Consider the following 25,678-nt stretch of genomic DNA (forward strand, 5'->3'; position numbering starts at 1 on the left):
CTCATGGGCTCCGAAGCCTTTTTGCCGGATGCTGCTTCACATGCCAGCGCAACGCCGCAGTGGTGGGTCGTGTGCCTGTGCGCACAATGGTGCGGTGTATGCCGTGAATACCGTCAAGCCTTCGAGCAAACTGCGCGCGCTTGGCCGCAAATGCGCTTTGAATGGGTGGATGTGGAGGATGAGGAAGAAGTGGTCGGCGACCTGGATGTAGAGACTTTTCCTACTGTCTTGATTGCCGATGGGAGGGCTGCACGGTTTCTGGGACCCCTATTGCCTCAGGCCACAGTGTTGGGGCGCATGCTTCAAAGCTTGCAGCAGGCTTCCCAAGTAGCCACGATGGACAGCACAGCGCAGGACCTTTTTGAGAGGATACGGTCAAGCCGCCAGGGTTGATTCCCGCCCGAATGCAAGATACGTGCCTTTGATCTTTGCAGGTGGCTCGCATATTGGCTACAATACTGGCTTCACGACCAAAACGGGCGGGTACTTACCGCCCTTTTTTTTTGGGCGTTTGATTTTGGTTTTTGCAGCCTTGCCGGCCCCGGTGGGGCCATCACTTGGAATTGGATAGAGCGCACGCACGTGGCATTGCAGCAAATCGTTGAACAAACCGTGGCCGGGCTGGGTTATGACCTGGTGGAGATTGAGCGCTCCGCCGGAGGGTTGCTGCGCATTACCATTGACCTGGTTTGGGTGCCGCCCACGGATGAGGTGTCCGCTGCCGTAGGCGTCGAGCAATTCATTACCGTAGAGGATTGTGAAAAGGTCACCCGTCAGCTGCAGTTCGCGCTGGAGGTGGAGGGGGTGGACTACACGCGGTTGGAAGTCTCATCCCCTGGGATCGATCGCTTGTTGCGCAACGAGGCGGACTTCAAGCGTTTCGAGGGCGAGGTGATCGACATCACCCTCAAGCAGCCCATGGGCGCTGCGGCGGGAGGGCAAGTGCATGCCAACCGCAAGAAATTCCGGGGAACGCTCGAGCATGCCGATTCGGGCGGTTGGCAGATTGTCTGGAGCGATGAGCCGCCCGTGAAGCCGGGGCAGCGCATCAGCAAGAAGCGCGTGCCAGCGCCTTTGCAGGCCCTTGGTTTCACTTTGGATGAGTTGCGCGAGGCGCGGCTTGCGCCGATCGTGGATTTCAAAGGACGAGGGATCAAGCCCGGAGAGCCGGGCTGAAGGTTGCATAACCGGACTGTCCTCTGAACGGGCAGTTCGTCAGGAATTGAGAAACAGGAGAGCCGTCGCATGAATCGCGAGTTGTTGATGTTGGTAGAAGCCATTTCGCGCGAAAAGAACGTGGAGCGCGATGTGGTCCTGGGCGCTGTGGAGTCTGCTCTGGCACAGGCCACGAAGAAGCTCTACCAGGGTGAAGTGGACATCCGCGTGTCGATTGATCGCGACAGCGGCGAATACGAGACTTTCCGTCGTTGGCTGGTGGTGCCCGACGATGCCGGATTGCAGAACCCCGACGCCGAAGAGCTGCTGATGGATGCCCGCGAACGGGTGGCCGATATCGAGGTGGGGGAGTACATCGAGGAAGCCGTCGAGTCGGTACCGATCGGCCGCATCGGGGCCATGGCGGCCAAGCAGGTGATCCTGCAGAAGATCCGCGATGCCGAACGCGAGATGCTGCTCAACGATTTCATGTCACGCGGCGAGAAAATTTTCACCGGCACGGTGAAACGCATGGACAAGGGCGACATCATCGTCGAGAGCGGCCGGGTGGAAGGGCGCCTGCGTCGCGGCGAGATGATCCCGAAGGAAAACCTGCGCAATGGAGACCGTGTGCGCGCCCTGATCATGGATGTGGACCTCACGCTGCGCGGAGCACCCATCATCCTCTCGCGCTCCGCGCCGGAGTTCATGATCGAGTTGTTCCGCAACGAGGTGCCCGAGATCGAGCAGGGCCTGCTGGAGATCAAAAGCTGTGCCCGTGACCCCGGCAGCCGCGCAAAGATCGCTGTGCTCAGCCATGACAAGCGCGTGGACCCCATCGGCACCTGCGTGGGCGTGCGCGGAACGCGTGTGAACGCCGTGACCAACGAACTTGCGGGGGAGCGCGTGGACATCGTGCTGTGGTCCGATGACCCTGCGCAGTTCGTGATCGGCGCGCTTGCTCCGGCCAACGTGACCTCCATCGTGGTCGACGAAGAGAAGCATGCCATGGACGTCGTGGTGGACGAGGAAAACCTCGCCATCGCCATCGGGCGCGGCGGCCAGAACGTGCGCCTGGCGTCCGACCTCACGGGCTGGAAGATCAACATCATGGATGCGGCCGAATCCGCGCAGAAGCAGGCCAATGAAACCGATGCCGCGCGTCGCCTGTTCATGGAGAAGCTGGATGTGGATGAGGAGATCGCCAACATCCTGATCGAGGAGGGCTTTGCCAGCCTCGAGGAAGTGGCCTATGTGCCGCTGCAGGAAATGCTGGAGATCGAGAGCTTCGACGAGGACACGGTGAACGAACTGCGCGCACGCGCCAAGGATGCGCTGCTCACCATGGAAATCGTTCGTGAAGAAAGCGTGGAAAGCGTATCGCAAGACCTGCGTGACCTCGAAGGTTTAACGCCCGAACTGATCGCCAAGTTGGCGGAAGGCGGCGTGCATACGCGTGACGACCTGGCCGATTTGGCCATTGACGAACTGACCGAGCTGACCGGCCAGTCTGCCGAAGATGCGACCGCCTTGATCATGAAGGCGCGCGAGCACTGGTTCACGGGGCAAGAGTAAGGGTCAGGGAGGTTCGAACACAATATGTCGAGTAACACTGTTGCTGAGTTCGCTGCAGAGCTCAAGAAATCGCCTGAAACCTTGCTGGACCAATTGAAGTCCGCCGGTGTGGTCAAGGCGTCGCCGTCGGACGTTCTAAACGAAGCCGACAAGCAAAAGCTGCTGGCCCACCTGCAGGCCAGTCATGGCACTGCGGGGGGTGACCGCAAAAAGATCACCCTGGTCAAGAAGTCCACCAGCGAGATCAAGCAGGCCGACGCTTCTGGCAAGGCACGCACGATCCAGGTCGAAGTGCGTAAGAAGCGTACTTTCATCAAGCGTGACGACAGTGTCGACGCGCCTTCCGATGCGACTGAATCCGTTCCTTCGGCGGAGGATCTCGAGCTCGTGCGCCGCGAGGAAGAGGCGCGCCGTCAGGCAGAGCTGATTCGCCGCCAGGAGGAAGAGTTGGCCTTGACACGCCGCGAGCGTGAAGAGCGCGAGCGCCGCGAGCGCGAAGCCGAAGAACGCGCTGCCGCCTATGCCGCCCAGCAGGCGGAAAAGAAGGCGCAGGAGTCTGCGGAGCGTGCCGAGGCGCAGCGCGAAGCTGCCGTGGAGGCCGAAGAACGTGCGAAGGCGCAGGCCGATGCCCGGGCAAAGGCCGATGAAGAATCCAAGGCACGCGCGGCGGAAGAAACCGCGCGTGCGGCCGACCTGGACGAGCGCCGCCGCAAGGCGCTTGCCGAGGCCGAGGCCATTCGCGCAATGATGGCTGCCCCCAAGAAGGTGCTCGTGGCGAAGAAGCCCGAGGAACCCAAGCCTGCCGCCAAGGCGGGAGCTTCCGGGGAAGCCAAGAAGGGTACGCTGCACAAACCCGCCACCGGTTCCGGCACGGGCGCGCGCACCGCTGCGCCATCGGCGCCAGGCGGGGCCGGCAAGGAGGTCAAGTCGGCCAAGCTGTCGTCCAGCTGGGCCAACGACACGACCAAGAAGAAGGAAATCAAGACCCGCGGCGACAGCAGTGGCGGCGTGGGGCGCAACAACTGGCGTGGCGGCCCCCGCGGCCGCCGCGGCAATGACCGCGACGACCAGCGCCAGCAGCAGGCAGCCACAGAGTTCCGCGTGCTCGAGGTCTATGTGCCCGAGACCATCACGGTGGCCGAGTTGGCGCACAAGATGGCCATCAAGGCTTCCGAAGTGATCAAGTCGCTCATGAAGATGGGCCAGATGGTCACCATCAACCAGCCGCTGGACCAGGACACCGCCATGATCGTGGTGGAGGAAATGGGCCACACCGCGAAGGTGGCCGCTCTGGATGATCCGGAAGCCTTCACCGCCGAGGAAGTGTCCAGCCAGGATGCCGAACAACTGTCCCGCGCCCCCGTGGTGACGGTGATGGGCCACGTGGACCACGGCAAGACCTCGCTGCTGGATTACATCCGGCGCAGCAAGGTGGCCTCTGGCGAAGCTGGCGGCATTACCCAGCACATCGGCGCCTACCATGTGGAGACGCCACGCGGTATCGTCACGTTCCTGGACACGCCGGGCCACGAGGCCTTCACGGCCATGCGTGCGCGCGGCGCCCAGGCCACCGACATCGTGATTCTGGTGTGTGCGGCAGACGACGGCGTGATGCCCCAGACCAAGGAAGCCATCAAGCACGCGAAGGCGGCTGGTGTTCCCATCGTGGTGGCGCTTACCAAGGCAGACAAGCCCGAGGCCAACATCGAGCGCGTCAAGCAGGAACTGGTGGGCGAGCAGGTGGTGCCTGAAGAATATGGCGGCGATTCGCCGTTCGTGGCCGTGTCGTCCAAGACGGGAATGGGCATTGATGCTCTGCTGGAGCAGGTTCTGCTGCAGGCCGAGGTGCTGGAACTCAAGGCTCCCGTCGATGCGGCTGCCAAGGGTATCGTCATCGAGGCCCAGCTGGACAAGGGCCGCGGGTCCGTGGCCACCGTGCTGGTGCAGTCCGGTACGCTCAAGGTGGGCGATGTGGTGCTTGCAGGCCAGACTTTCGGCCGCGTGCGCGCCATGCTGGACGAAGACGGCAAGCAGACCAAGGAAGCCGGCCCGTCGATCCCGGTGGAGATCCAAGGCCTGAACGAAGTGCCCCAGGCGGGCGACGACTTCATGGTGCTGCAGGACGAACGCCGCGCCCGCGAGATCGCGACGTACCGCGCTGGCAAGTTCCGCAACACCAAGCTGGCCAAGCAGCAAGCGGCCAAGCTGGAGAACATGTTTGCCGAGATGGGGGCGGGCGAGGTGCAGACCCTGCCGCTGATCATCAAGGCGGACGTGCAGGGCTCCCAGGAGGCGCTGGCGGCTTCGCTGCTCAAGCTCTCCACCGAAGAGATCCGCGTGCAGATCGTGTACTCCGGCGTGGGCGGCATCAGCGAGTCGGACGTCAACCTGGCGATCGCCTCCAAGGCCATCGTCATTGGCTTCAACGTGCGCGCCGATGCGCAGGCCCGCAAAACGGCCGAAGGCAACGACGTGGACATCCGCTACTACAACATCATCTACGACGCCGTGGATGAAGTGAAGGCAGCGATGTCCGGCATGCTGGCGCCCGAACAGCGCGAGGAAGCCATCGGCACGGCCGAGATCCGTACCGTGTTCGTGGCCTCCAAGATCGGTACCGTGGCGGGTTCGTACATCACGTCGGGCCAGGTCACGCGCAACTGCAAGTTCCGCCTGCTGCGCGACAACATCGTCATCTACACGGGCGATGTGGAATCGGTGCGCCGCATGAAGGACGACGTCAAGGAAGTCAAGGAAGGCTTCGAGTGCGGTATCAAGCTCAAGAACTACAACGACATCAAGGAAGGTGATCAGCTGGAGTTCTTCGAGATCAAGGAAATCGCACGCACGCTGTAAGGGCCGTACGACATGGCTGCCAAGAAATCCTCTTCCCCCAACCGCGGCTTCAAGGTCGCGGATCAGATCCAGCGCGACCTCACCGAGCTGATCCGCGATCTCAAGGATCCGCGGATCGGCATGGTGACGCTGCAAGGGGTCGAGGTGACGCCGGACTATGCGCACGCCAAGGTGTTCTTCAGTGTGCTCATCGGTGATGGTGAGGCCTCCGAGGAGGCCTTGAACCAGGCGGCTGGCTTTCTACGCAACGGCCTGTTCAAGCGCCTGCACATCCACACCGTGCCCACGCTGCACTTCGTGTACGACCGCACCACCGAGAAGGCGGCCGACATGAATGCGCTGATCGCGCGCGCGGTGGCCTCTCGTTCCAAAGACGACGACGCAGCATGACCGAACGCGCTCCCCGCATCCGGGTGCAGCGGCGCCCGGTGCACGGAGTGCTGCTGCTCGACAAACCCCTGGGCCTGTCCAGCAATGACGCCTTGCAGAAGGTGAAGTGGCTGCTGCGCGCCGAGAAGGCTGGCCACACGGGCACGCTGGACCCGCTGGCCAGTGGCGTGCTGCCGCTGTGCTTTGGTGCCGCCACCAAGTTCAGCCAGTTGCAGCTGGAAGCGCCCAAGACCTATGAAGCCGTCGCACTGTTGGGTACCACCACAACCACCGGTGACGCCGAGGGTCAGGTGCTGGCGCAGTGCGCGGTCGATCCGGCCATGCTCACACCCGAGCGGCTGGCGGCGGTACAGGCGCAGTTCACTGGCCCCATCCGCCAGGTGCCGCCCATGCACAGCGCGCTCAAGAAAGACGGCAAGGCGCTGTACGAGTACGCGCGTGCCGGCATTGCCGTGGAGCGCGAGGCGCGTGATGTCACGATCCATGCATTGAAACTGGCGCTAACGCATACGGAGCAAGCGCAACCAGCTATTAAAATAGTAGTGACCTGCAGCAAAGGTACCTACATCCGCACCCTGGGCGAAGACATCGGCCAGGCGCTGGGCTGCGGCGCGCATCTCACGTTCCTGCGCCGTATCGACACGGGCGGTATCGGCGTGGAGCGATGCGTGACGCTGGAGGCGCTGCAGGCCATGGACGAGGATGCGCGCATGGCCTGCGTGCACCCGGTGGAGACCTTGCTGGCGCAGCACACGGCTGTCACGCTGGACGATGACAATGCCGGGCGTTTCCTCTCGGGCATGCGCCGGCGCGGCCCCTGGCCCGACGCGCCCGCCGTGGCCGTGTTCGGGGCGCGCCCGCGCGTGCTGCTGGGGGTCGGGCATGTGCGGGGAGGAGAGCTGATTCCAGACCGGCTGCTCAGCCCCCTTGAAATTCAACAGATTCTGGAGAGCTCGCCGCGGGCTGAACGCGGCACATTGGAAGCAACTACGCTATGAGCAAACAAATCCGCAACATCGCCATCATCGCCCACGTCGACCATGGCAAGACCACGATGGTGGACCAACTGCTGCGCCAGTCCGGCACCTTCGCCGAGCACGAGAAGGTCGTGGACACCGTGATGGACAGCAACGCCATCGAGCGCGAGCGCGGCATCACCATCCTGGCGAAGAACTGCGCCGTGAGCTGGAACGGCACGCACATCAACATCCTGGACACGCCCGGCCACGCGGACTTCGGCGGCGAGGTGGAGCGTGCACTGTCGATGGTGGACGGCGTGGTGCTGCTGATCGACGCGCAGGAAGGCCCCATGCCCCAGACGCGCTTCGTGACCAAGAAGGCGTTGGCGCTGGGCCTCAAGCCCATCGTGGTGGTCAACAAGGTGGACAAGCCCGGCGCGCGCCCCGACTACGTGGTGAACGCCGCTTTCGATCTGTTCGACAAGCTGGGCGCCACCGACGAGCAACTGGACTTTCCCGTGGTCTACGCCTCGGGCATCAACGGCTGGAGCTCCCTGGAGCAGGGCAACCCCGGCGAGCAATGGGGCCCCGACATGTCGGCGCTGTTCGAGACCATCCTCAAGCATGTGCCGTCCGTGAAGGGTGACGCCACGGCACCCCTGCAGATGCAGGTATCGGCGCTGGACTATTCCACCTTCGTGGGCCGCATTGGCGTGGGTCGCATCACCCAGGGTACGCTCAAGGCCGGGCAGGACGTGCTGGTCATGGCTGGCCCCGATGGCGCCAGCTACAAGGGCCGCGTGAACCAGATCCACCAGTTCCAGGGCCTGGACCGCGTGCAGGTGAGCGAAGCCGGCCCCAGCGAGATCGTGCTCATCAACGGCATCGAGAACGTGGGTATCGGCGAGACCCTCACCGACCCCGCCAACCCCCAGCCGCTGCCCATGCTGAAGATCGACGAGCCCACGCTGACGATGAACTTCTGCGTGAACACCTCGCCGCTGGCGGGCCGTGAAGGCAAGTTCGTGACCAGCCGCCAGATCTGGGACCGTCTGCAGAAGGAGCTGCGTTCCAACGTGGCCCTGCGCGTCAAGGAAACCGACGAGGACGGCATCTTCGAGGTGTCCGGCCGCGGCGAACTGCACCTGACCATCCTGCTGGAAGAAATGCGCCGTGAAGGCTACGAGTTGGCCGTCTCCAAGCCGCGTGTGGTGTACCGCGACATCGACGGCGAGCGCTGCGAGCCTATCGAACTGGTGACCGCTGATATCGAGGAAGGGCACCAAGGCGGTGTGATGCAGGCCCTCGGCGAGCGCAAGGGTGAACTGGTGAACATGGAGCCTGACGGCCGTGGCCGCGTGCGCCTGGAGTACCGCATCCCGGCCCGTGGCCTGATCGGTTTCACCAACGAATTCCTGAACCTGACGCGCGGCTCGGGCCTCATCAGCAACATCTTCGACAGCTATGAGCCGCATAAGGGCGACATTGGCGGCCGCAAGAACGGCGTTCTGATTTCCATGGACGATGGTGAAATTTTCACCTACGCCCTGGGCAAGCTCGACGACCGTGGCCGCATGTTCGTGAAGGCAGGCGACCCGGTGTACGAAGGCATGATCGTCGGCGTGCACAACCGCGACAACGACCTGGTGGTGAACGCCACGCGTACCAAGCAGCTCACCAACTTCCGCGTGAGCGGCAAGGAAGACGCGATCAAGATCACGCCCCCGATCGACCTCACGCTGGAGTACGGTGTGGAGTTCATCGAGGACGATGAACTGGTGGAGATCACGCCCAAGAGCATTCGCCTGCGCAAGCGCCACCTTAAGGAGCACGAGCGCAAGCGCGCCAGCCGCGAAGGCGCGTGATCGGCAAGGCCTGTTCTGCCTGAACCGGCTTGGCTGCGGCAGCCAAGGCGCTGCGAGCCGACGAAGGGTGAGCCCATCCGCAAGGAGGGTTCGCCCTTCGCGCATCTGAGGCAGCGCGGTATGGCGCCAGCCGCTAACATGCGGGCCTCACGGCATGCGTGGGTAGCACATGCCGACGACACAAGAAATCCACAGGGAGGAGACAGCGATGACCGCGAATGCCTTGCCCGGCCACGCGCGGGCGGTCTGGCTGATGGTGGCCGTCACCTTCATGTGGTCCATCGCGGGCGTCGTCACGCGCCATCTGGACCAGGCCCGCAGCTTTGAAGTGACCTTCTGGCGCAGCTTCTTCATGCTGCTGTCGCTGTGCGTAATCCTGCCGGTGCTGCAGGGCAGGGCGTTGCTGGCCAATCTGCGGCGCGGGGGGCGGGCGGTGTGGATCTCTGGCGTGTGCTGGAGCGTGATGTTCACGGCCTTCATGATCGCCATATTGCTCATCCCCGTGGCCAGCGTATTGGTCACCATGGCCATCGGACCGCTGCTCACGGCATTGCTGGCGCGGGCCTTCATTGGCCACCACATCGCGCCGCGCACCTGGTGCGCGATTGCATTGGCGGGCGCAGGCATCGGGTGGATGTATGGCTCGGGCATCTCCGGCCTGTCCGTGGTGGGCGTGCTTGTTGCCTTGTGCGTGCCGGTCGCGGCGGCCGTGAACTGGGTGGTGGTGCAGCACTCGCAGCGCCAGGGCCATGCGGTGGACCTGGTGCCCGCCGTGCTGCTGGGGGCGGCGCTGTCCGCCCTGGCCACGCTGCCGCTTGCGTGGCCGTTCCAGGCCACGGCGCGTGATTTGTCCCTTCTGGCCCTGCTGGGTCTGGTCCAATTGGCGATCCCCTGCGTGCTGGTGGTGTACTGCGCGCGCGTGCTCAAGGCGCCTGAGATTGCGCTGCTGGGCCTGCTGGAAGTGATCTTTGGCATTCTGCTGGCCTGGGTGGGCGCTGGAGAGCGCCCAGCCCCGGCCGTGCTGATGGGAGGCGCGCTGGTGATCGGCGCGCTCGTTTTCAATGAACTGCTTGGATGGAAGGAACAACAATGACGGAGATGACGGCGGAAGTCGTGACCGAGGTGCGCGGCCAGGTCGGCTGCATCACGCTGAACCGCCCGAAGGCGCTGAATGCCTTGTCGCTGGGCATGGTGCGCGACCTGATGGCGGCGCTGCTGGCCTGGCAGCATGACGACAAGGTACTGGCCGTGGCGATCCGCGGCAACGGCCGCGAAGGGCCCTTCGGCGCCTTCTGCGCGGGCGGCGACATCCGCTTTTTGCACGCCGCGGGCAGCACGGGCAATCCGCAACTGGAGGACTTCTTCACCGAGGAATACGCCCTCAACCATCTGATCCACACCTTCGGCAAGCCCTACATCGCCTTCATGGACGGCATCGTCATGGGGGGCGGCATGGGCATCAGCCAGGGCGGCACGCTGCGCATCGTGACCGAGCGCACCAAGATGGCCATGCCGGAGACGGCGATCGGCCTGTTCCCCGATGTGGGCGGCGGCTACTTCCTCTCGCGCTGCCCTGGCCGCGTGGGCGAGTGGCTGGCACTGACGGGCGACGCCATCGGCGCAGCCGATGCCATTGACTTCGGCCTGGCGGACGGCTTCCTGCCGGCGGGCCAGCAAGCGGCGGTGTGGGACGGTCTGGCGTTGCAGACGTTTGCCGACGGCGCTGCCGTTCAGCAGTGGGTCGCATCAAAATTTGTAGCTGCTGGCGCTTGCGCTGTAAGCGCTAGAGGCCAAATTGATCACTACTTCGCGTTGGATGATGCGGCGGCCATCGTGGCTGCGCTGGAGCAGTCTGACGACGAGTGGGCACGCGCCACGGCTGCCACGTTGCGCAAGCGCTCTCCACTGATGCTGCATGTCGTGCTGGAGCAGGTCCGCCGTGCGCGCAGCATGGGTCTGGCCGACGACTTGCGCATGGAGCGCGACATGGTTCGGCACTGCTTCTACCTGCGTCCCGGCCAGAGCGAGACGGTGGAGGGCATTCGCGCCCTGGCGGTGGACAAGGACCACAGCCCGCGCTGGAACCCCGCGCGCGTGGAGGATGTGGAGCCCGCGCTGGTGCAAGCGTTCTTCAAGAGCCCTTGGCCGGCGCACGCGCACCCGCTGGCGGCGCTGCGCTGATCTGCTGGTACACCGCCGTGGCCAGCGCCTGCAGCGTGGGCCGCGGCAGTTCGCCGCTGAGGGCGTAGCCAAAACCCTGGTCCACCCAGTAGAAACTGGACACGGTCCCTTCGTCGTGGAACTGGAACGCGGTGGTCGGTGCCGCCGCAGCCTGTAGGCCGTCGAGTGCGCCCAGGTACAGCGTGATTCGCGCGCCCGCGGCGTTCTGGTACATGAATTGCGCGCGCGCCCCGCTGCCGCCGGGCAGCAGGCGCCCGCCCATCAATTCGAACCCCTCGGCCTGCAGCCGCGGCACGGTGAGCGGGCGCGCCAGCCGCTTGGACAGCCACTGCACCAGGTGGTCCTGCTGCGCGGCCGCCACTTCCACAGGATGGCGCTGTTCGGGTTGGTAGACCGCGTGCGCCACGGCCGCCTGCTGCACGAACCGTTGCGGGGGGGCCGTGGCCAGTGTGGTTTGTTTGCCGTCCGTCGCATGCAGGCTCCAGCCCAGCCCGAACGCCAGCACCCAGCCCGCGGCAAAGCCGCCCCAACGGGCCCAGTGCTGTTGCGTGTCGTGTGCGTCTTGCAGGCGCTCTGCCGCCTGTACCAGCACATTGGGCACAGGCTGCCGCAACCAGTCAGCGTGCAGGGTCTGCAGCTGCGCACGCTGTTGCGCCCACGCTTCGGCACGCTGCCTCTGCGAGGAGTCCATGCGGGAGTGCAGCGACTCTGCCTGGGCGCGCGGCAGCCGGTCGTCCGCCAAAGCATGCAGATGCGTCTCGTCCGAAGGGCTGAAAGGGTCGGGCTTCATGGCGGGCTCACTACGGGCGGAAAGGGCGCTTCATTTCATGCGGCGCAAGGCAGTCGGGGTGGATGACGGCTGGGCGTGGACTGAGGGCTCCATCAATTCGCGCATGCGTGCGCGAGCGCGGGACAACCGCGACATCACCGTGCCTTCCGGTATACCCAGCACACGCGCCACGTCGGCATAGGCCATGTCTTCCAGTGTCACCAGGAGCAGCACGGCCCGTTGATCGACGGGCAGGCGTTGCAGGCAGCGGTCCAGGTCCATGGCTGTTTCGTGGGAGGCGTCAGGCGCGTCCGCGATGGCCGCCAGGGCATCCACATCCAGCGCCTGCACGGGCACCAGGCCGCGGCGCTGGTTGAGGTACAGGTTGTGCATCAGCGTGAAAAGCCAGGCGCGCAGATTGCTGCCGCCGCGCCACAGCAGCCACTTGCGGCAGGCGCGCTCCAGCGTGTCCTGCACCAGATCGTCGGCTGCCCATGCGTCGCCGGTGAGCGCGCGCGCATAGCGGCGCAACCCCGGCAGTTGCTCCACGATCTGGACGCGGTTCATGGACGCATTGTGGGGCTCATGGCTTGGCGGCGCGCCACAGGTTGTTCACGCCGTCCCCCGTCTTGTCGCCGGGCTTGCCGTCCTTGATCCAGTAGTACAGCGGCTTGCCCTTGTAGGCCACCTGCTTGCTGCCGTCGGCGCGCTGGATCAGACTGTAGCCTTCACCCGCGGGGGCGCTGGTGGCGGTCAGGGGTGGCCAGTTGGTGGCGCAGGCGCCGTTGCAGGCCGACTGGCCATCGCCCGCTACGTCCTTGTCGAAGGTGTAGAGCGTCATGCCGTTCGGGCCGACGAGCACGCCGTCCTGGGTGCTGACTTGCGCGGGCGCGAGGGAATAACAGCCGGCGAGTGCCAGCGCGGCGAGCAGGGAACTGAGCTTGGTCATGGTGTTCTCCGGAAGGGTGCCGGCCAGAGGAATTGTGGCCGGACGCTGGCATGAACACCGGGGGCGGTGCGTTTATTCCACCCTCCGCCAAAAAAAGATCAGCGGTGGCGGCTCTTCATGACGCGTTCCACCTCGCGCTTGCCTTCGCGCTCCTTGATGGTGTCGCGCTTGTCGTGCTCGGCCTTGCCCTTGGCCAAGGCAATCTCGCATTTGGCGCGGCCGTCCTTCCAGTGGAGATTCAGCGGCACCAGGGTGTAGCCTTTTTGCTCGACCTTGCCGATCAGGCGCCGGATTTCGTCCTTGTGCATCAGCAGCTTTTTGATGCGCGCCGCGTCGGGGCTGACGTGCGTGGACGCGGTCTTGAGCGGGTTGATCTGGCAGCCGATGAGAAACAGTTCCCCATCTTTGATGATCACGTAGCCGTCGGTAAGCTGCACCTTGCCCTCGCGCAGTGCCTTGACCTCCCAGCCGTGCAGCACCAGCCCCGCCTCGTAGCGCTCTTCAAAGAAATAGTTGTATGCCGCCTTCTTGTTGTCGGCGATGCGGGACGATGTGTCAGGTTTCTTGGCCATGGTGAATAGATGCGGCGCAAACCGGGAGATCAAGGGTCTCCCTACAATTGTTGTCGTCTCGCACCATCGATTCTAGGCCGGCTGTGCCACCAGGCCCATCCAGCCTTCGCCTGCATGAAAACTGTCAACAAGTCCGTCCTCATCTGGTACAGCCCCGAAGAAATGTTCGCCCTCGTGACGGACGTGGCCAAGTATCCGCAGTTCCTGCCGTGGTGCGACCACGCCACCGTCCTGGAAACCCATGCAAATGGCATGAAGGCGGAAGTGGGCATTGCGTTGGGCGGCATACGCAAGTCGTTTGTCACGCGCAATACGCATGAGCCCGGGCGCCGCGTCAAGATGGAACTGGTGGAGGGCCCCTTTTCACAGCTCGACGGCGACTGGCACTTTCATCCTGTGGGGGACGGTACGCAGCGCGCATGCAAGGTCGAACTGCAGCTGAGCTACGGCTTTGACAACCGGGCATTGGCGGCGTTGGTCGGCCCCGTGTTTGACCGCATCGCCGCCACGTTCATTGATGCCTTCATCAAACGGGCCGAGCAGGTCTATGGCTGAAACCTCGCCCCCGCCGGGGCGGCTGCGCATCGCGGTGGCCATCTCGCGGCAACCGGGCGATGTGCACGAGTGGGTGCTACTGCTTCCGGCCGGTGCTACGGTGGCCGATGCTCTGAGCGCCTGCGGACTGGATGCGCAGGCTGAGGGGCTTGTCTGGGGCATTTGGGGCAGGGAAGGCAGACTGGACGATTTGCTGCACGATGGTGACCGCGTGGAAGGTTGCCGCCCCTTGCGGGTTGACCCGAAGCTGGCGCGCCGCCAGCGCTTTGCGCGCCAGGGCGCTCGTGCAGCGGGATTGTTCGCCAAACGCCGGCCGGGGGCCAAGTCCGGTTATTGAGAGTGCTTATCAGCATGCGCTGAAAACAAAACGGCCACCTCATCCATGCGGAAGGGCGGCCGGTGGCGGCGGTTATGGGGTAGCTGCTACTTGCAGTCGGAAGCGATGGTTGCTTCCGCTCGGCGTAATTCTGCTGCGCGGGTTGCGTCGTCCATGAAGCCCCGCTCCCCCTTGGCATTGACATTGCTCACCAACTGGCCGGGCGCCAACTGCTCCTTTGCGCGTTTGGCGCGCGCGCAGTTGTCGGCACGGGCCTTGGCCACGCGGTCCTCCTCCGCTTTCTTCTTGGCGGCTTCGGCGGCGTCAGCCTTGGCCTTGTTCTCCTCCAGCTGCTTGTCCTTGCCGCTGGCAGGCGCGGCGGCTTCGGATGCGGGGGCCGACGCTGGCGAAGCGGGCGCTGCCATCGCTGTACGCGGCAGGGCGCGCTGCGGTTGCTTGAGGATGCTCTTGTCAGGAATGTCCTGTGGCGGCGGGCGGTCGCTGAACACCTTGCGCCCATCCTTGTCCACCCATTGCCATTGGGCCGTTGCGCCCATGGCCCAGGAGCAGCCCAGCGCCAGCAGAAGAAGCTTGTGCGGTTTCATGCGGGCGAGTGTAGCGGTGAGCGGCTGCACCCACCAAGGGGCGCTCACGCGGGGTGTGTGCGATTTGTCGCGCGGCGGGTACAATCCTTTTTTTGGAGCTTTCACATGCGCCTTCTTGGAAAAGCGCTCACCTTCGACGATGTGTTGTTGGTGCCGGCGTACTCCCAGGTCCTGCCCAAGGACACCTCCCTCGTCACGCGCTTCACGCGCAACATCACCCTGAACCTCCCACTCGTGTCCGCCGCCATGGACACCGTGACCGAAGCGCGTCTGGCCATCGCCATCGCGCAAGAAGGGGGGATTGGCGTCATCCACAAGAACATGACGGCCGAGCAGCAGGCGGCCGAGGTGTCAAAGGTCAAGCGGCATGAGTCCGGCGTGGTGCACGATCCCGTGGTCATCACGCCCGAACACACGGTGCTGCAGGTGCTGGAACTGTCCGAGAACCTGGGCATCTCGGGCTTCCCGGTCTGTGACGGTGGCAAGGTGGTGGGCATCGTCACCAGCCGCGACGTGCGCTTCGAGACGCGCTACGACGTCAAGGTGCGTGAGATCATGACGCCGCGCGAGAAGCTGATCACCGTCAACGAAAAAGACGGCACCACCCCGGCCCAGGCCAAGGCGCTGCTCAACCGCCACAAGCTGGAGCGCCTGCTGGTGGTGAACGACGCCTTTGAGCTCAAGGGCCTCATCACGGTCAAGGACATCAACAAGCAGACCACGTTCCCCAACGCCGCGCGCGATGCGGCAGGCCGCCTGCGCGTGGCTGCTGCCGTGGGCGTCGGCGCGGGCACCGAAGAGCGCGTGGCGTTGCTGGTCAAGGCCGGTGTGGATGCCATCGTGGTGGATACGGCCCACGGCCACAGCAAAGGTGTGATCGACCGCGTGCGCTGGGTCAAGCAGAACTACCCGCAGGTGGACGTGATCGGCGGCAACATCGCCACCGGCGCTGCCGCGCTGGCCCTGGCCGAGGCAGGCGCCGATGCGGTCAAGGTCGGCATCGGTCCCGGCTCCATCTGCACCACACGCATCGTGGCTGGCGTGGGCGTACCCCAGATCATGGCCATCGACAGCGTCGCCACCGCGCTTCAGGGCACAGGTGTGCCACTGATCGCCGACGGCGGCATTCGCTTCTCGGGGGATATTGCCAAGGCGCTGGCCGCGGGCGCGTCGACCATCATGATGGGCGGCATGTTTGCTGGCACCGAAGAAGCGCCCGGCGAAGTCATCCTGTACCAGGGCCGCTCCTACAAGAGCTACCGCGGCATGGGCTCGATCGGCGCCATGCAGCAGGGCTCGGCCGACCGCTACTTCCAGGAGGCCACCACGGGCAATCCCAACGCTGACAAGCTGGTGCCTGAAGGCATCGAAGGCCGCGTGCCCTACAAGGGCTCCATGGTGTCCATCGTGTTCCAGATGGCCGGCGGCGTGCGTGCGGCCATGGGCTACTGTGGTTGCGCAACCATCGAAGAGATGAACAACAAGGCCGAATTCGTGGAGATCACGGCGGCTGGCATCCGCGAGTCGCACGTGCACGACGTGCAGATCACCAAGGAAGCCCCCAACTACCGGGCGGACTGAGTTTTCGCCATTCCGCAGGCCCGAACCCGTCTCCAGGTGTTCGGGCCTTTTGTCTTTTACCGACCCTGTCGCTCTCCATGCAACACGACAAGATCCTCATCCTCGACTTCGGCTCCCAGGTCACCCAACTCATCGCGCGCCGCGTGCGCGAGACGCATGTCTACTGCGAGGTCCACCCCTGCGACGTGAGCAGCGACTGGGTGCGCCAGTTCGCCGCAGACGGCAAGCTCAAGGGTGTGATCCTGTCGGGCAGCCACGCCAGCGTCTACGAAGTGGACGACCGCGCCCCTGACGCCGTGTTCGAGTTGGGCGTGCCCGTGTTGGGCATCTGCTACGGCATGCAGACCATGGCCGCGCAACTGGGCGGCAAGGTCGAGGGCTCGCACAGCCGCGAGTTCGGCTATGCCGAAGTCCGCGCCCATGGCCATACCGCGCTGCTCAAGGGCATCGAGGATTTCTCCACGCCCGAGGGCCACGGCATGCTGAAGGTGTGGATGAGCCACGGCGACAAAGTCACCGAGCTGCCTCCCGGTTTCAAGCTGATGTGCTCCACCGGCAGCTGCCCCATCGCCGGCATGGCGGACGAAACGCGGCGCTTCTACGCCGTGCAATTCCACCCCGAGGTCACGCACACGGTGCAGGGCGCGGCGCTGCTCAACCGCTTCGTGCGCGAGATCTGTGGCGCCCAGGCGGACTGGATCATGCGCGACCACATCGAGGAAGCCGTGCAGAAGATCCGCGAGCAGGTGGGCGACGAGGAAGTGATCCTGGGCCTGTCTGGCGGTGTGGATTCGTCGGTGGCTGCGGCCCTGATCCACCGTGCGATTGGCGACCAGCTTACCTGCGTGTTCGTGGACCACGGCCTGCTGCGCCTCAACGAAGGCGATATGGTCATGGACATGTTCGCAGGCAAGCTGCACGCGAAGGTGGTGCGCGTGGATGCCTCGGACCTGTTCCTGGGTGAGCTGGCCGGTGTGTCCGAGCCCGAGCAAAAGCGCAAGATCATCGGCCGCCTGTTCGTGGACGTGTTCAAGGCCGAAGCCGAAAAGCTCAAGGCCAGCGGCCAGGGCCACAAGGGCGCGACCTTCCTGGCGCAAGGCACCATCTACCCCGACGTGATCGAGTCCGGCGGTGCCAAGAGCAAGAAGGCCGTCACCATCAAGAGCCACCACAACGTGGGCGGGCTGCCCGAGCAACTCGGCCTCAAACTGCTGGAGCCGCTGCGCGACCTGTTCAAGGACGAGGTGCGCGAGCTCGGCGTGGCCCTGGGACTGCCGCGCGAAATGGTCTACCGCCATCCGTTCCCCGGCCCGGGCCTGGGCGTGCGCATTCTGGGCGAGGTGAAGAAGGAATACGCCGACCTGCTGCGCCGCGCCGATGCCATCTTCATCGAAGAGCTGCGCAACTTCACCGACGAAGCCACGGGCAAGACCTGGTACGACCTCACCAGCCAGGCCTTCACCGTGTTCCTGCCCGTTAAGAGCGTGGGCGTGATGGGCGATGGCCGCACCTACGACTATGTGGTGGCACTGCGCGCGGTGCAGACCAGCGACTTCATGACAGCCGACTGGGCGGAGTTGCCCTACGCGCTGTTGAAGAAGGTCTCCAGCCGCATCATCAATGAGGTGCGCGGCATCAACCGCGTGACCTACGACGTGTCGAGCAAGCCGCCTGCCACCATCGAGTGGGAGTGAAATCAGGTCCTTCGGGGACTATCGCCAGGTATCGAAAAACCGCTGTAACGTGTTGATTTAGAAGGAAATACGTCATGGCAGTTATCGGTGGCTATCGCCGGCCAGCAAAACGGGTTGACGGTAGAACTGACGGTAAGAACCGGGGGTCGGATTAAGACCCTCCCGTTTACTATTGAGACCAAATCGGTCTTTGACGGTAAATCACTCTTCTGGAAAGCTTGTTTCATGCGGCTTTCCAGGCATCAGCAGGTCTCCTGACCCCTGACGGTAAAAGCCGTCGCGAACAGGAGGAAAAACCTCGATGCTTACTGACACAGCACTGCGCAATCTGAAACCTAAGTCATTGACTTATAAGGTTTCTGACCGGGATGGGATGTACGTGACGGTATCGGCCGCCGGTACCGTCACCTTCCGCTACGATTACCGTCTCAACGGGCGCCGTGAGACCCTGACGATTGGCCGCTATGGCCCTGGCGGTATCTCGCTGGCGCTAGCCCGTGAAAAGCTGCTCGACGCCAAGAAGGCCGTCGCCGACGGCCGTTCCCCGGCACTGGAAAAGCAGCGTGATAAGCGCCGGCTGACCGCTGCCAAGAATTTCGGCGATATCGCCGTCAAATGGCTGGCGGACGCCCGGATGGCCGACAGCACGCGCGCGATGCGCAAACACGTCGTCGATCGCGACATCCTGCCGGCGTTCCAGAACCGGCTGCTCAACGAAATCACCGCGGATGACCTGCGGGCCTTGTGCAACAAGGTGAAGGCACGCGGGGCGCCCGCCACGGCGGTGCATGTCCGCGACATCGTGAAGCAGGTCTATGCCTTCGCCACCCTGCACGGCGAGAAGGTGGACAACCCGGCGAGCGATGTGGCGGCCGCCTCGATCGCGACCTTTGTGCCGAAGGACCGGGCGCTCTCACCAACAGAGATCCGGCTGGCGTTCCACCAGTTGGAATCCATCGCGACCTATCCGACGATCCGCCTGGCCCTGCGCATGGTCCTGCTGACCCTGGTGCGCAAGAGCGAATTGATTGAGGCCACCTGGGATGAGGTCGATTTCGAGAACGCCACCTGGACGATTCCGAAGCAGCGCATGAAGGGGCGCAATCCGCACGTGGTCTATCTGTCGCGGCAGGCCCTGGACATTCTCGTGGCGTTGCATACCTGCGCTGCGGGCTCGAAGTTCGTGCTGCCCTCGCGCTACGAGCCAAGCTGTTGCATGTCGCATGCGACCCTGAACCGCGTCACCCAGCTCATTGCCGAGCGGGCCAAGGCTGCGGGCCTGCCTCTGGAGCCTTTCACAGTGCATGACCTGCGCCGTACCGGCGCGACGCTGCTCAACGAGGTGGGCTTCAACGGTGACTGGATCGAGAAGTGCCTGGCGCACGAGGAAGGGCGCTCCTCGCGTTCGGTGTACAACAAGGCCGAGTACGCCGAGCAGCGGCGCCACATGCTGCAGGAGTGGGCGGACATGGTCGATGCCTGGATCGACGGGCGTACCCACGTGCCGAAGCTGCTGCCGGAGAACGTGCCGGTCCCAGTGCTCAGTGCGGCTTTGTGAGGGAGGGCCGCATGATGACTTCATCAGGGCATGCTGTCGGTGGACAGCGCGAGGTTTGCATTCATCGAGGAAAGATCACTCTGGATGATCCTTTCAAGCTCTTGTCAAACTATTCAGCCTTGGCGATAGTTTATAAATATGTTATTTTGAGCACTATGAATGCTCAAAATTCAGGAAAACTGAACCGCCTGCTGGCCGAACTGGGCGATACGCGCCTGGTGTCCAGCCGCTGGCTGCGCGCGCACGGCTACTCAAACAGCCTTGTCGCGCGCTATGTGGGCAGCGGCTGGCTGGTGTCGCCAGCGCGCGGCGTTTACATGCGCAAGGGCGGGCGCCTGCAATGGGAAGGCGTGGTGCGCAGCTTGCAGGTTGGGGAGGGGGTGCCGCTGCATGTCGGGGGGCGTTTTGCGCTGGCCCTGCAGGGACATGAGCACTACCTGCGCCTGGGCGATGCCGGGACGATCACGCTGTATGGGCCACAGCAGCCGCCGGGCTGGTTGGGCAAGCTGTCATTGGAGCAACGCTTCGCGTTCCTGGGCAAGGGGCCGCTCGATCTGCCGGCCGTGTCCGTCACTGCGGAAGTCTCCGAGAAGGCGCTGTCGGAAGCGGGCCTGGCTTGGCATTCCGCGGCGCCTGGGATCGATGCCCTGGTTTGCTCGACGCCTGAGCGGGCCATGCTGGAACTGTGCGACGGCGTATCGGATGCGGCAGGGGTCTACGAGGCCGATGCGCTGATGCAGGCCATGACCACGCTGCGGCCGCAGCGGGTCGGCCTGCTGCTGCGCCACTGCGGCAGCATCAAGGCCAAGCGGTTGTTCCTCGCGTTGGCCGATCGCCATCGACATGCGTGGCGATCGCATGTACCGCTGGATGGCGTCGATCTGGGCCGGGGCAAGCGCGCGCTGGTGCCTGGCGGGCGCTTGCATCCGACCTACCAGATCACCTTGCCGGGAGACCTCGATGAGCACCTTGCTTAACCATTGGGACCGGCGCTATACAGACAGGGTGCGGCTGCTGGTCGAAATCCTGCCGGTGCTGGCGCAGGAGCCGCGCTTCGCGCTCAAGGGCGGCACGGCCATCAACCTGTTCGAGCATGACCTGCCGCGGTTGTCGGTGGACATTGATCTGGCCTGGCTGCCGGTACATGACTATGCCGAGGATGCGAAGCTGATCGAGGAAGCCCTTGGGCGATTGGCCGATGTGCTGCGTGCCCGCCCGTTGCAACTGCAGGTACAGACCTCGGCAGGCGAGGGCACAGGAACGGTCACGCGGCTGGTAGCCAGCCGTGGCCGTGCGCGCGTGCAGATCGAGACCACGCCGGTCATGCGCGGCACAGTGCATCCGGTGCGCACTATGGTCGTGCGACCAAGGGTAGAAGAGGCGTTCGGCTTCGCCGAGGTGCGGGTGCTGGACTTCGCCGACCTGTACGCCGGCAAGCTGGCAGCAGCGCTGTCGCGGCAGCATCCGCGCGATCTTTTCGACGTGGGCTTGCTACTTCAGGACGAGCGTGCGGACGCAGCGCTCTGGCGCACCTTCCTCGTGTACCTGACGTGCAGTCCCAAGCCGGCCTGGGAGATGCTGGCGCCACGAGTGCCCGCGGATTTCGCGGCCACCTTCGAGGCCCATTTCAAGGGCATGACGACCGATCCCATCGAAGTAGGGGCCTTGCTGGAGAGCCGCGAGCGCCTGTTGTCGCGCGTGGCAGCGTGGCTGGATGAGCCGTCGCTGGCCTTTCTGCAATCGGTCGAGGATGAGCGGCCAGATTTCAGCTTGATCGGGCTTGCCCATGCGGCCGATCTGCCCGGCGTGCGGCGCAAGCTGCACAACCTGGCGCAGCGCACGGCGGCCAAGCGCGCCGCGGATCGTGATCAGTTGGCGGACGCCCTGGCGCGCATCATGGCGCGCTGATGCGGTGGGAAGAAAAGCAGATGGAGCGATGGCGATGGTTCACGATTTCACACTGGTCTGCACGCTGAATCCGGAGGTGGATTCGTTGGATGAAGTACTGCACCGGCTGGCCGCCAGCGACTGTGCCGATGTCACGGTGGGCTGGGGCCGACCTGGGTATGTCGCGCTGGCCTTCAGCCGAGAGGCGTTCGACCACGATGCGGCGGTGGCTCAGGCTGTCGCCCAGATAGCGCAGATCCTGACGGGCGCGTCACTGGTTCGGGTGGAGGCCGGCTCGCCCTGACGTTGGCCGCGTTGCTGAGACTGCTCACCGAACCTGCCGGTACTGGCGCAGTCTGACATCGGGCCCGGTGGGCGGGGCGGACTTCGCTGAGCGCGAGGCCTGTTTGCGTTCTTCGATCCATGCTTCGACCTCTTCCAGATCCCAGACAACGCAACGGGGCGTGAGCCGGAAGCGCCTGGGGAATTCGCCGCGCTGCTCCATTTCGTAGACCGTTGTCTCTGCCAGGGGGACGATCTGGTGTAACTCGTGCCGGCGGATGGTGCGACGGAAGGGAAGGGGGCCGCGCTTCGGAAATTGCGGCAGTGTCTCGTAGGCTTCCGTGCCCGGCAAGGGAAGGGGCTGGTCGGCGTCGATGCCGGCGGTGTTGGATGCTTGCGATAGCTGTTCCACCTCGGACTCCATGAACTTGCTGCATGGAGACATGGTGAAGTTCAATACCTATCGGAACAACTTGCTGCGGCGTAGAAGGGCGAACTCCGTGCGTTCATGGGCGCATATGCAGTGCGGATTGCCAAATGCTCGTGCGTCCCGGCGTGCCGCCGTCGCGCTGTCGTGCTGCGCATCAAGCCGCCTGCGGCGTCTCGCCCCTGTCGGGCTTCCATCGTTTCCTCGCTTTGCTCGGCTGACGCCTCCGGCCCGGCTTGTTGATCCGAGCCTGCGCGCTCCGCTTGCCGAAAAGCGGGTGTGTGCAGTGGGCGGGGTGTGGGCGGTCTTGCTGTTCCCTTCACCGTATCACGGCGTTCTCGCCGTCAAGGGCGGCGCGCGCCATGCGCGCTGGCGTCCTGGCGTCCGGCTGCGCCCCCTGACTGTTTGCGCTGCGCCGTGCTGACCACGGTTCCGGGCAATTCCGCCCGAGCAACCGGAGCACGATCATGTCGCAACTGTCCTTTTCCTCGTTCGATGCCTCGCTGATGGTGCGCGATGCACAGGGTCACTACCTGCTGGCGACAGCCGACCAGATTCTGGAGGCCGCGCGCCAGGCCATCGAGCACAAGATGCAACGCGGTGCGTCGTTCAGTTCGCCGGCGGCGGTCAAGGAGTACCTGCGCGCCAAGCTGGCCGGCTTCGAGCATGAGGTGTTCGCGGTGCTGTTCCTCGATACGCAGCATCGCCTGATCGAGTACGCTGAGATGTTCCGCGGCACCATCGACTCAGCCGAAGTGCATCCGCGCGAAGTGGTCAAGGCGGCCCTGCGGCAAAACGCGGCGGCAGTCATCATTTCGCACAATCATCCGAGCGGGAATCCCGAGCCGAGCAGTGCCGACAAGATGCTGACCCAGCGGCTCAAGGAGGCGCTGGCGCTGGTGGATGTCCGCACGCTGGATCACATCATCGTGGCGGGTGGCACCACCACGTCCTTTGCCGAACGCGGCCTGATCTGATCGAGGGGGCTTCGGCCCCCTTTTTGCTGCGCCCTGTATCGCACTCCGGCCCGCGCGGGCCTGCGCGTGCTGCGCACTTGCCGACAGCCGGAGTGTGTGGAGGTGCGAGGGGGCGGTCTTGCTGTTCCCTTCATCGTGCCACGGCGTTCTCGCCGTCAAGGGCTGCGCGCCGATGGCGCTTGCGTCCTGGCGGCCGTCGTTGACCCCTGACTGCTTGCGCTGCGCCGTGCCCCGGAAGGGTCGGGCAATTCCGCCCGGCAACCTTTCAGGAGTTCACCATGAACAACGCATTCATCACCGACGAGCAACGCATCGTGTTGCTGGCCAACGGCCGCGAATCCTTGGAGAACCCGGACTTCGATCCGGCGCCCGTGATCAAGCTGTTCACGCCGGATGCCGGCGCGACCTGGCTGCTGACCGAGATTGATCCCGATGACCACGACCACGCCTTTGGTCTTTGCGACCTGGGCTTGGGGATGCCGGAAATCGGCTGGGTCAGCTTGAACGAGCTGGCGAACGTGCGCGGCGGGCTGGGCCTGCCGATCGAGCGCGACCTGTCGTTCCGCGCCGAGAAGCGGTTGAGCGCCTACGCGCGCGATGCGCGGCTGGCCGGGCGGATCGTCGTCTGACCCGGCCCTAGAGCGCCGCAAGGCGCTCCTTTCTCAACTGTCGAAGGAGATCAATGCCATGAGCAGCCATCACGATTGGATCATCGAAGTCACTGCGCAGCACGATGCGCTCAAGCCGTTCGCGCCGGAGAACGGCCAGCCCCTGCGCTTCAAGATTGGCGACGCGGTGATCTACACGAACGACGCCGGCTTGCAGTTCCGGCGCCGCGTCACCGGGTTCTACCAGCCTGCCGGGCCTTCGGGCCTGTACGCGCGCGGTGCGCGCTATCTGCTGAACTCGTCTTCGCCTTGGATGCCGGTGTCGGAATCCAGCCTGCGTCCTGACGAGTCGTCCTGATGCCTTCGCGCCCCGATGGGGCGCTGCGCGCTTCGCTTGCCTCCAGGGGAAAGCCCTGCGGGCTATCCCCGCCGCGCAGAGCTTGGCGCCCCTCAAAAACCGCCGAACCGGCTGCGCCGGCTCGGCCAGACGACAGCAGCCACAAGCGCAATCAACCCTGCTTCCCGATGCCAGGAGTATGAGGTTGTGCATCGAGCCTTGAAGTCCGGGCGTCCCCGGCCAAGCAGCATGGCCGGTCGCGCTGTCGTGCTGCGCATCGAACCCCCTGCGGGGTTTCGCCCCTTCGGGCTTTCATCGTTCCCTCGCGCTGCTCGGCTGACGCCTACGGCCCGGCTTCCAGATCCGGGCCTGCGCGCTTGCGCTTGCGTGCGGGCTGCACATCGAGGCGGCCGTTGCCATGTCCAGCCGTCTCCCCTGATTTCATCACCTTGCTCGCGACTGTAGCCCGTGGCCGCGTGCCGTCAAGGCGCGCCAGGCCGTGTCCTCGGCTGCGCCTGCGGGCCGCACCAACCTGCCGCTTTCCTCCTTGACGGCCCACGTCCGTGGGCTCCTGACCGTCGCGGGCGATGAACTCAGGAAAGACGGTGGCAACGAGGCCAACCGGGTTCTTCGTGCCAACCGCACCGAACAGCCGAAAGGCTGGGCTCCGAATCTAGTGTCGTGAGTTAAAAATTCATTGAATTATTTTCTGCCAATGCAGTCAGTCGTGTAGTGTGTTGCACGACGAGGTGCCCATGAGCGGAAGACCAAAGACTCCATTGGTGTTGAGCGCGACGGAGCGCGAACAACTGATCGCGCTGACCAAGCGTCGCAAGACAGCGCAGGCCCTGGCCTTGCGAGCACGCATTGTGCTGGCCTGTGCCGAGGGCCTGGAAAACAAGGTGGTGGCAGCGCGTCAACGGGTCACTCAGCAAACGGTATCGAAGTGGCGCGGTCGGTTTGTCCAGCTGCGCCTGGACGGTCTGTTTGATGCGCCGCGCCCGGGTGCGCCGCGTACGATTGACGATGCCCGAGTCGATGCCGTCATTGCCAAGACGCTGGAGTGTGTGCCCGCCGGTGCCACGCACTGGAGCACGCGCAGCATGGCGCGCGCCATGGATGTGTCACAGACGGCTGTGAGCCGAATCTGGCGGGCTTTTGGCTTGCAGCCGCACCGCCAGGAAACATTCAAACTCTCCAGTGATCCGCTGTTCGTCGAGAAGGTGCGCGACATTGTCGGCCTGTACCTGGATCCGCCGCTCAAGGCGATGGTGTTGTGCGTGGATGAGAAGAGCCAGATCCAGGCGCTGGACCGCACACAGCCGATACTACCGCTGGCACCGGGCATTGCCGAGCGGCGCACCCACGATTACATGCGCCACGGCACGACGACGCTGTTTGCGGCGCTGGACATTGCCACGGGCGAAGTGATCGGGGAGTTGCATCGGCGCCATCGCAGCGCGGAGTTCCTGCAATTTCTGCGTACCATCGAAGCCAACGTGCCTGCGGGGCTGGACGTGCATCTGGTGATGGACAACTACGGCACGCACAAGACCGCCTCAATCAGGGCATGGTTCGCC

The 25,678-nt window shown here is 64.5% G+C and carries 27 protein-coding genes; 21 read left to right on the forward strand and 6 right to left on the reverse strand.

The window, feature by feature from the left end:
• The first annotated feature begins 3 nt into the window (after positions 1-3).
• From BV908_RS12890 to BV908_RS12930, 9 genes are all read left to right on the forward strand, one after another.
• Entirely contained in the window at positions 4-393 is a 390-nt protein-coding gene (locus BV908_RS12890) for a thioredoxin domain-containing protein (RefSeq protein ID WP_103738370.1), read from the forward strand.
• A gap of 189 nt (positions 394-582) precedes the next feature.
• A complete protein-coding gene (gene rimP / locus BV908_RS12895; RefSeq protein ID WP_047350597.1) occupies positions 583-1,176 on the forward strand; it encodes a ribosome maturation factor RimP in 594 nt (197 codons plus the stop codon).
• Between the two features lie 69 nt (positions 1,177-1,245).
• On the forward strand, positions 1,246-2,730 hold the full coding sequence (gene nusA / locus BV908_RS12900) for a transcription termination factor NusA (protein WP_047350559.1): 1,485 nt from the start codon (positions 1,246-1,248) through the stop codon (positions 2,728-2,730).
• A 24-nt stretch (positions 2,731-2,754) separates the two neighbouring features.
• Positions 2,755-5,586, forward strand: coding sequence for a translation initiation factor IF-2 (infB, locus tag BV908_RS12905; protein ID WP_103738366.1), 2,832 nt, complete (start codon positions 2,755-2,757; stop codon positions 5,584-5,586).
• Between the two features lie 12 nt (positions 5,587-5,598).
• On the forward strand, positions 5,599-5,976 hold the full coding sequence (gene rbfA, locus BV908_RS12910) for a 30S ribosome-binding factor RbfA (protein WP_011805755.1): 378 nt from the start codon (positions 5,599-5,601) through the stop codon (positions 5,974-5,976).
• Positions 5,973-6,974, forward strand: coding sequence for a tRNA pseudouridine(55) synthase TruB (truB, locus tag BV908_RS12915; RefSeq protein ID WP_011805754.1), 1,002 nt, complete (start codon positions 5,973-5,975; stop codon positions 6,972-6,974). Before rbfA ends, truB begins: the two co-directional genes overlap by 4 nt.
• The gene (gene typA / locus BV908_RS12920) at positions 6,971-8,800 is read left to right on the forward strand and encodes a translational GTPase TypA (protein WP_011805753.1); all 1,830 of its coding nucleotides are present in this window, start codon (positions 6,971-6,973) and stop codon (positions 8,798-8,800) included. The genes truB and typA overlap by 4 nt, the downstream gene beginning before the upstream one ends.
• A 208-nt stretch (positions 8,801-9,008) precedes the next feature.
• Positions 9,009-9,893, forward strand: a complete 885-nt coding sequence (locus BV908_RS12925) for a DMT family transporter (RefSeq protein ID WP_088887079.1) — start codon at positions 9,009-9,011, stop codon at positions 9,891-9,893.
• A complete protein-coding gene (locus BV908_RS12930) occupies positions 9,890-10,981 on the forward strand; it encodes an enoyl-CoA hydratase/isomerase family protein (RefSeq protein ID WP_103738367.1) in 1,092 nt (363 codons plus the stop codon). The genes BV908_RS12925 and BV908_RS12930 overlap by 4 nt, the downstream gene beginning before the upstream one ends.
• Here the strand turns inward: BV908_RS12930 and BV908_RS12935 are convergent.
• From BV908_RS12935 to smpB, 4 genes are all read right to left on the reverse strand, one after another.
• Positions 10,932-11,771: an anti-sigma factor gene (locus BV908_RS12935; protein ID WP_011805750.1), complete on the reverse strand. Its 840-nt coding sequence runs from the start codon at positions 11,769-11,771 to the stop codon at positions 10,932-10,934. The two genes, BV908_RS12930 and BV908_RS12935, sit on opposite strands and share 50 nt — an antisense overlap.
• Before the next feature lie 30 nt (positions 11,772-11,801).
• Positions 11,802-12,317, reverse strand: coding sequence for a sigma-70 family RNA polymerase sigma factor (locus BV908_RS12940; protein WP_047350564.1), 516 nt, complete (start codon positions 12,315-12,317; stop codon positions 11,802-11,804).
• Between the two features lie 16 nt (positions 12,318-12,333).
• A complete protein-coding gene (locus tag BV908_RS12945) occupies positions 12,334-12,699 on the reverse strand; it encodes a hypothetical protein (RefSeq protein ID WP_011805748.1) in 366 nt (121 codons plus the stop codon).
• A gap of 98 nt (positions 12,700-12,797) precedes the next feature.
• Positions 12,798-13,271: an SsrA-binding protein SmpB gene (gene smpB, locus BV908_RS12950; protein WP_011805747.1), complete on the reverse strand. Its 474-nt coding sequence runs from the start codon at positions 13,269-13,271 to the stop codon at positions 12,798-12,800.
• A gap of 114 nt (positions 13,272-13,385) precedes the next feature.
• Between smpB and BV908_RS12955 the strand changes: the two genes are divergently transcribed.
• Complete coding sequence (locus tag BV908_RS12955; protein WP_011805746.1) at positions 13,386-13,826, forward strand: type II toxin-antitoxin system RatA family toxin; 441 nt, start codon at positions 13,386-13,388, stop codon at positions 13,824-13,826.
• On the forward strand, positions 13,819-14,163 hold the full coding sequence (locus BV908_RS12960; protein WP_103738368.1) for an RnfH family protein: 345 nt from the start codon (positions 13,819-13,821) through the stop codon (positions 14,161-14,163). Before BV908_RS12955 ends, BV908_RS12960 begins: the two co-directional genes overlap by 8 nt.
• A gap of 86 nt (positions 14,164-14,249) precedes the next feature.
• On the opposite strand, the gene BV908_RS12965 is transcribed toward BV908_RS12960, so the two are convergent.
• A complete protein-coding gene (locus BV908_RS12965; protein ID WP_103738371.1) occupies positions 14,250-14,747 on the reverse strand; it encodes a DUF4124 domain-containing protein in 498 nt (165 codons plus the stop codon).
• A gap of 105 nt (positions 14,748-14,852) precedes the next feature.
• Between BV908_RS12965 and guaB the strand changes: the two genes are divergently transcribed.
• From guaB to BV908_RS12995, 6 genes are all read left to right on the forward strand, one after another.
• A complete protein-coding gene (guaB, locus tag BV908_RS12970; protein ID WP_011805743.1) occupies positions 14,853-16,328 on the forward strand; it encodes an IMP dehydrogenase in 1,476 nt (491 codons plus the stop codon).
• A gap of 77 nt (positions 16,329-16,405) precedes the next feature.
• A complete protein-coding gene (gene guaA / locus BV908_RS12975; protein WP_011805742.1) occupies positions 16,406-18,022 on the forward strand; it encodes a glutamine-hydrolyzing GMP synthase in 1,617 nt (538 codons plus the stop codon).
• A 301-nt stretch (positions 18,023-18,323) separates the two neighbouring features.
• The gene (locus BV908_RS12980; protein ID WP_088887072.1) at positions 18,324-19,580 is read left to right on the forward strand and encodes a site-specific integrase; all 1,257 of its coding nucleotides are present in this window, start codon (positions 18,324-18,326) and stop codon (positions 19,578-19,580) included.
• A 155-nt stretch (positions 19,581-19,735) separates the two neighbouring features.
• Positions 19,736-20,557, forward strand: a complete 822-nt coding sequence (locus tag BV908_RS12985) for a type IV toxin-antitoxin system AbiEi family antitoxin domain-containing protein (protein ID WP_088888554.1) — start codon at positions 19,736-19,738, stop codon at positions 20,555-20,557.
• A complete protein-coding gene (locus tag BV908_RS12990; RefSeq protein ID WP_088887071.1) occupies positions 20,541-21,488 on the forward strand; it encodes a nucleotidyl transferase AbiEii/AbiGii toxin family protein in 948 nt (315 codons plus the stop codon). The genes BV908_RS12985 and BV908_RS12990 overlap by 17 nt, the downstream gene beginning before the upstream one ends.
• A gap of 34 nt (positions 21,489-21,522) precedes the next feature.
• The gene (locus BV908_RS12995; protein WP_088888553.1) at positions 21,523-21,771 is read left to right on the forward strand and encodes a transcriptional regulator; all 249 of its coding nucleotides are present in this window, start codon (positions 21,523-21,525) and stop codon (positions 21,769-21,771) included.
• A 24-nt stretch (positions 21,772-21,795) separates the two neighbouring features.
• Here BV908_RS12995 and BV908_RS13000 read toward each other — a convergent pair whose 3' ends face one another.
• Positions 21,796-22,173 (reverse strand): AlpA family phage regulatory protein, encoded by a 378-nt coding sequence (locus BV908_RS13000; RefSeq protein WP_088887070.1) that lies wholly within the window; start codon positions 22,171-22,173, stop codon positions 21,796-21,798.
• Positions 22,174-22,643: 470 nt separating this feature from the next.
• Between BV908_RS13000 and radC the strand changes: the two genes are divergently transcribed.
• The 4 genes from radC to BV908_RS13020 form a co-directional block, all read left to right on the forward strand.
• A complete protein-coding gene (gene radC, locus BV908_RS13005; RefSeq protein ID WP_088887069.1) occupies positions 22,644-23,153 on the forward strand; it encodes a DNA repair protein RadC in 510 nt (169 codons plus the stop codon).
• Positions 23,154-23,431: 278 nt separating this feature from the next.
• Entirely contained in the window at positions 23,432-23,782 is a 351-nt protein-coding gene (locus BV908_RS13010; protein ID WP_088887068.1) for a DUF2958 domain-containing protein, read from the forward strand.
• A gap of 58 nt (positions 23,783-23,840) precedes the next feature.
• On the forward strand, positions 23,841-24,119 hold the full coding sequence (locus BV908_RS13015; protein ID WP_088887067.1) for a hypothetical protein: 279 nt from the start codon (positions 23,841-23,843) through the stop codon (positions 24,117-24,119).
• Between the two features lie 734 nt (positions 24,120-24,853).
• Positions 24,854-25,678: IS630 family transposase (locus BV908_RS13020; RefSeq protein WP_103737058.1), on the forward strand; the 825-nt coding region annotated here is incomplete at its 3' end.

Source organism: Diaphorobacter sp. LR2014-1, assembly GCF_002916785.1.
GTDB classification, from domain to species: domain Bacteria; phylum Pseudomonadota; class Gammaproteobacteria; order Burkholderiales; family Burkholderiaceae_C; genus Diaphorobacter; species Diaphorobacter nitroreducens.

Coding starts and splice junctions, on each gene's coding strand:
- BV908_RS12890 (WP_103738370.1), top strand. CDS start 4: ATGGGCTCCGAAGCCTTTTTGCCGGATGCTGCTTCACATGCCAGCGCA.
- nusA (WP_047350559.1), top strand. CDS start 1,246: ATGAATCGCGAGTTGTTGATGTTGGTAGAAGCCATTTCGCGCGAAAAG.
- infB (WP_103738366.1), top strand. CDS start 2,755: ATGTCGAGTAACACTGTTGCTGAGTTCGCTGCAGAGCTCAAGAAATCG.
- rbfA (WP_011805755.1), top strand. CDS start 5,599: ATGGCTGCCAAGAAATCCTCTTCCCCCAACCGCGGCTTCAAGGTCGCG.
- truB (WP_011805754.1), top strand. CDS start 5,973: ATGACCGAACGCGCTCCCCGCATCCGGGTGCAGCGGCGCCCGGTGCAC.
- typA (WP_011805753.1), top strand. CDS start 6,971: ATGAGCAAACAAATCCGCAACATCGCCATCATCGCCCACGTCGACCAT.
- BV908_RS12925 (WP_088887079.1), top strand. CDS start 9,009: ATGACCGCGAATGCCTTGCCCGGCCACGCGCGGGCGGTCTGGCTGATG.
- BV908_RS12930 (WP_103738367.1), top strand. CDS start 9,890: ATGACGGAGATGACGGCGGAAGTCGTGACCGAGGTGCGCGGCCAGGTC.
- BV908_RS12935 (WP_011805750.1), bottom strand. CDS start 11,771: ATGAAGCCCGACCCTTTCAGCCCTTCGGACGAGACGCATCTGCATGCT.
- BV908_RS12940 (WP_047350564.1), bottom strand. CDS start 12,317: ATGAACCGCGTCCAGATCGTGGAGCAACTGCCGGGGTTGCGCCGCTAT.
- BV908_RS12945 (WP_011805748.1), bottom strand. CDS start 12,699: ATGACCAAGCTCAGTTCCCTGCTCGCCGCGCTGGCACTCGCCGGCTGT.
- smpB (WP_011805747.1), bottom strand. CDS start 13,271: ATGGCCAAGAAACCTGACACATCGTCCCGCATCGCCGACAACAAGAAG.
- BV908_RS12955 (WP_011805746.1), top strand. CDS start 13,386: ATGAAAACTGTCAACAAGTCCGTCCTCATCTGGTACAGCCCCGAAGAA.
- BV908_RS12960 (WP_103738368.1), top strand. CDS start 13,819: ATGGCTGAAACCTCGCCCCCGCCGGGGCGGCTGCGCATCGCGGTGGCC.
- BV908_RS12965 (WP_103738371.1), bottom strand. CDS start 14,747: ATGAAACCGCACAAGCTTCTTCTGCTGGCGCTGGGCTGCTCCTGGGCC.
- guaB (WP_011805743.1), top strand. CDS start 14,853: ATGCGCCTTCTTGGAAAAGCGCTCACCTTCGACGATGTGTTGTTGGTG.
- guaA (WP_011805742.1), top strand. CDS start 16,406: ATGCAACACGACAAGATCCTCATCCTCGACTTCGGCTCCCAGGTCACC.
- BV908_RS12980 (WP_088887072.1), top strand. CDS start 18,324: ATGCTTACTGACACAGCACTGCGCAATCTGAAACCTAAGTCATTGACT.
- BV908_RS12985 (WP_088888554.1), top strand. CDS start 19,736: ATGAATGCTCAAAATTCAGGAAAACTGAACCGCCTGCTGGCCGAACTG.
- BV908_RS12990 (WP_088887071.1), top strand. CDS start 20,541: ATGAGCACCTTGCTTAACCATTGGGACCGGCGCTATACAGACAGGGTG.
- BV908_RS12995 (WP_088888553.1), top strand. CDS start 21,523: ATGGTTCACGATTTCACACTGGTCTGCACGCTGAATCCGGAGGTGGAT.
- BV908_RS13000 (WP_088887070.1), bottom strand. CDS start 22,173: ATGGAGTCCGAGGTGGAACAGCTATCGCAAGCATCCAACACCGCCGGC.
- radC (WP_088887069.1), top strand. CDS start 22,644: ATGTCGCAACTGTCCTTTTCCTCGTTCGATGCCTCGCTGATGGTGCGC.
- BV908_RS13010 (WP_088887068.1), top strand. CDS start 23,432: ATGAACAACGCATTCATCACCGACGAGCAACGCATCGTGTTGCTGGCC.
- BV908_RS13015 (WP_088887067.1), top strand. CDS start 23,841: ATGAGCAGCCATCACGATTGGATCATCGAAGTCACTGCGCAGCACGAT.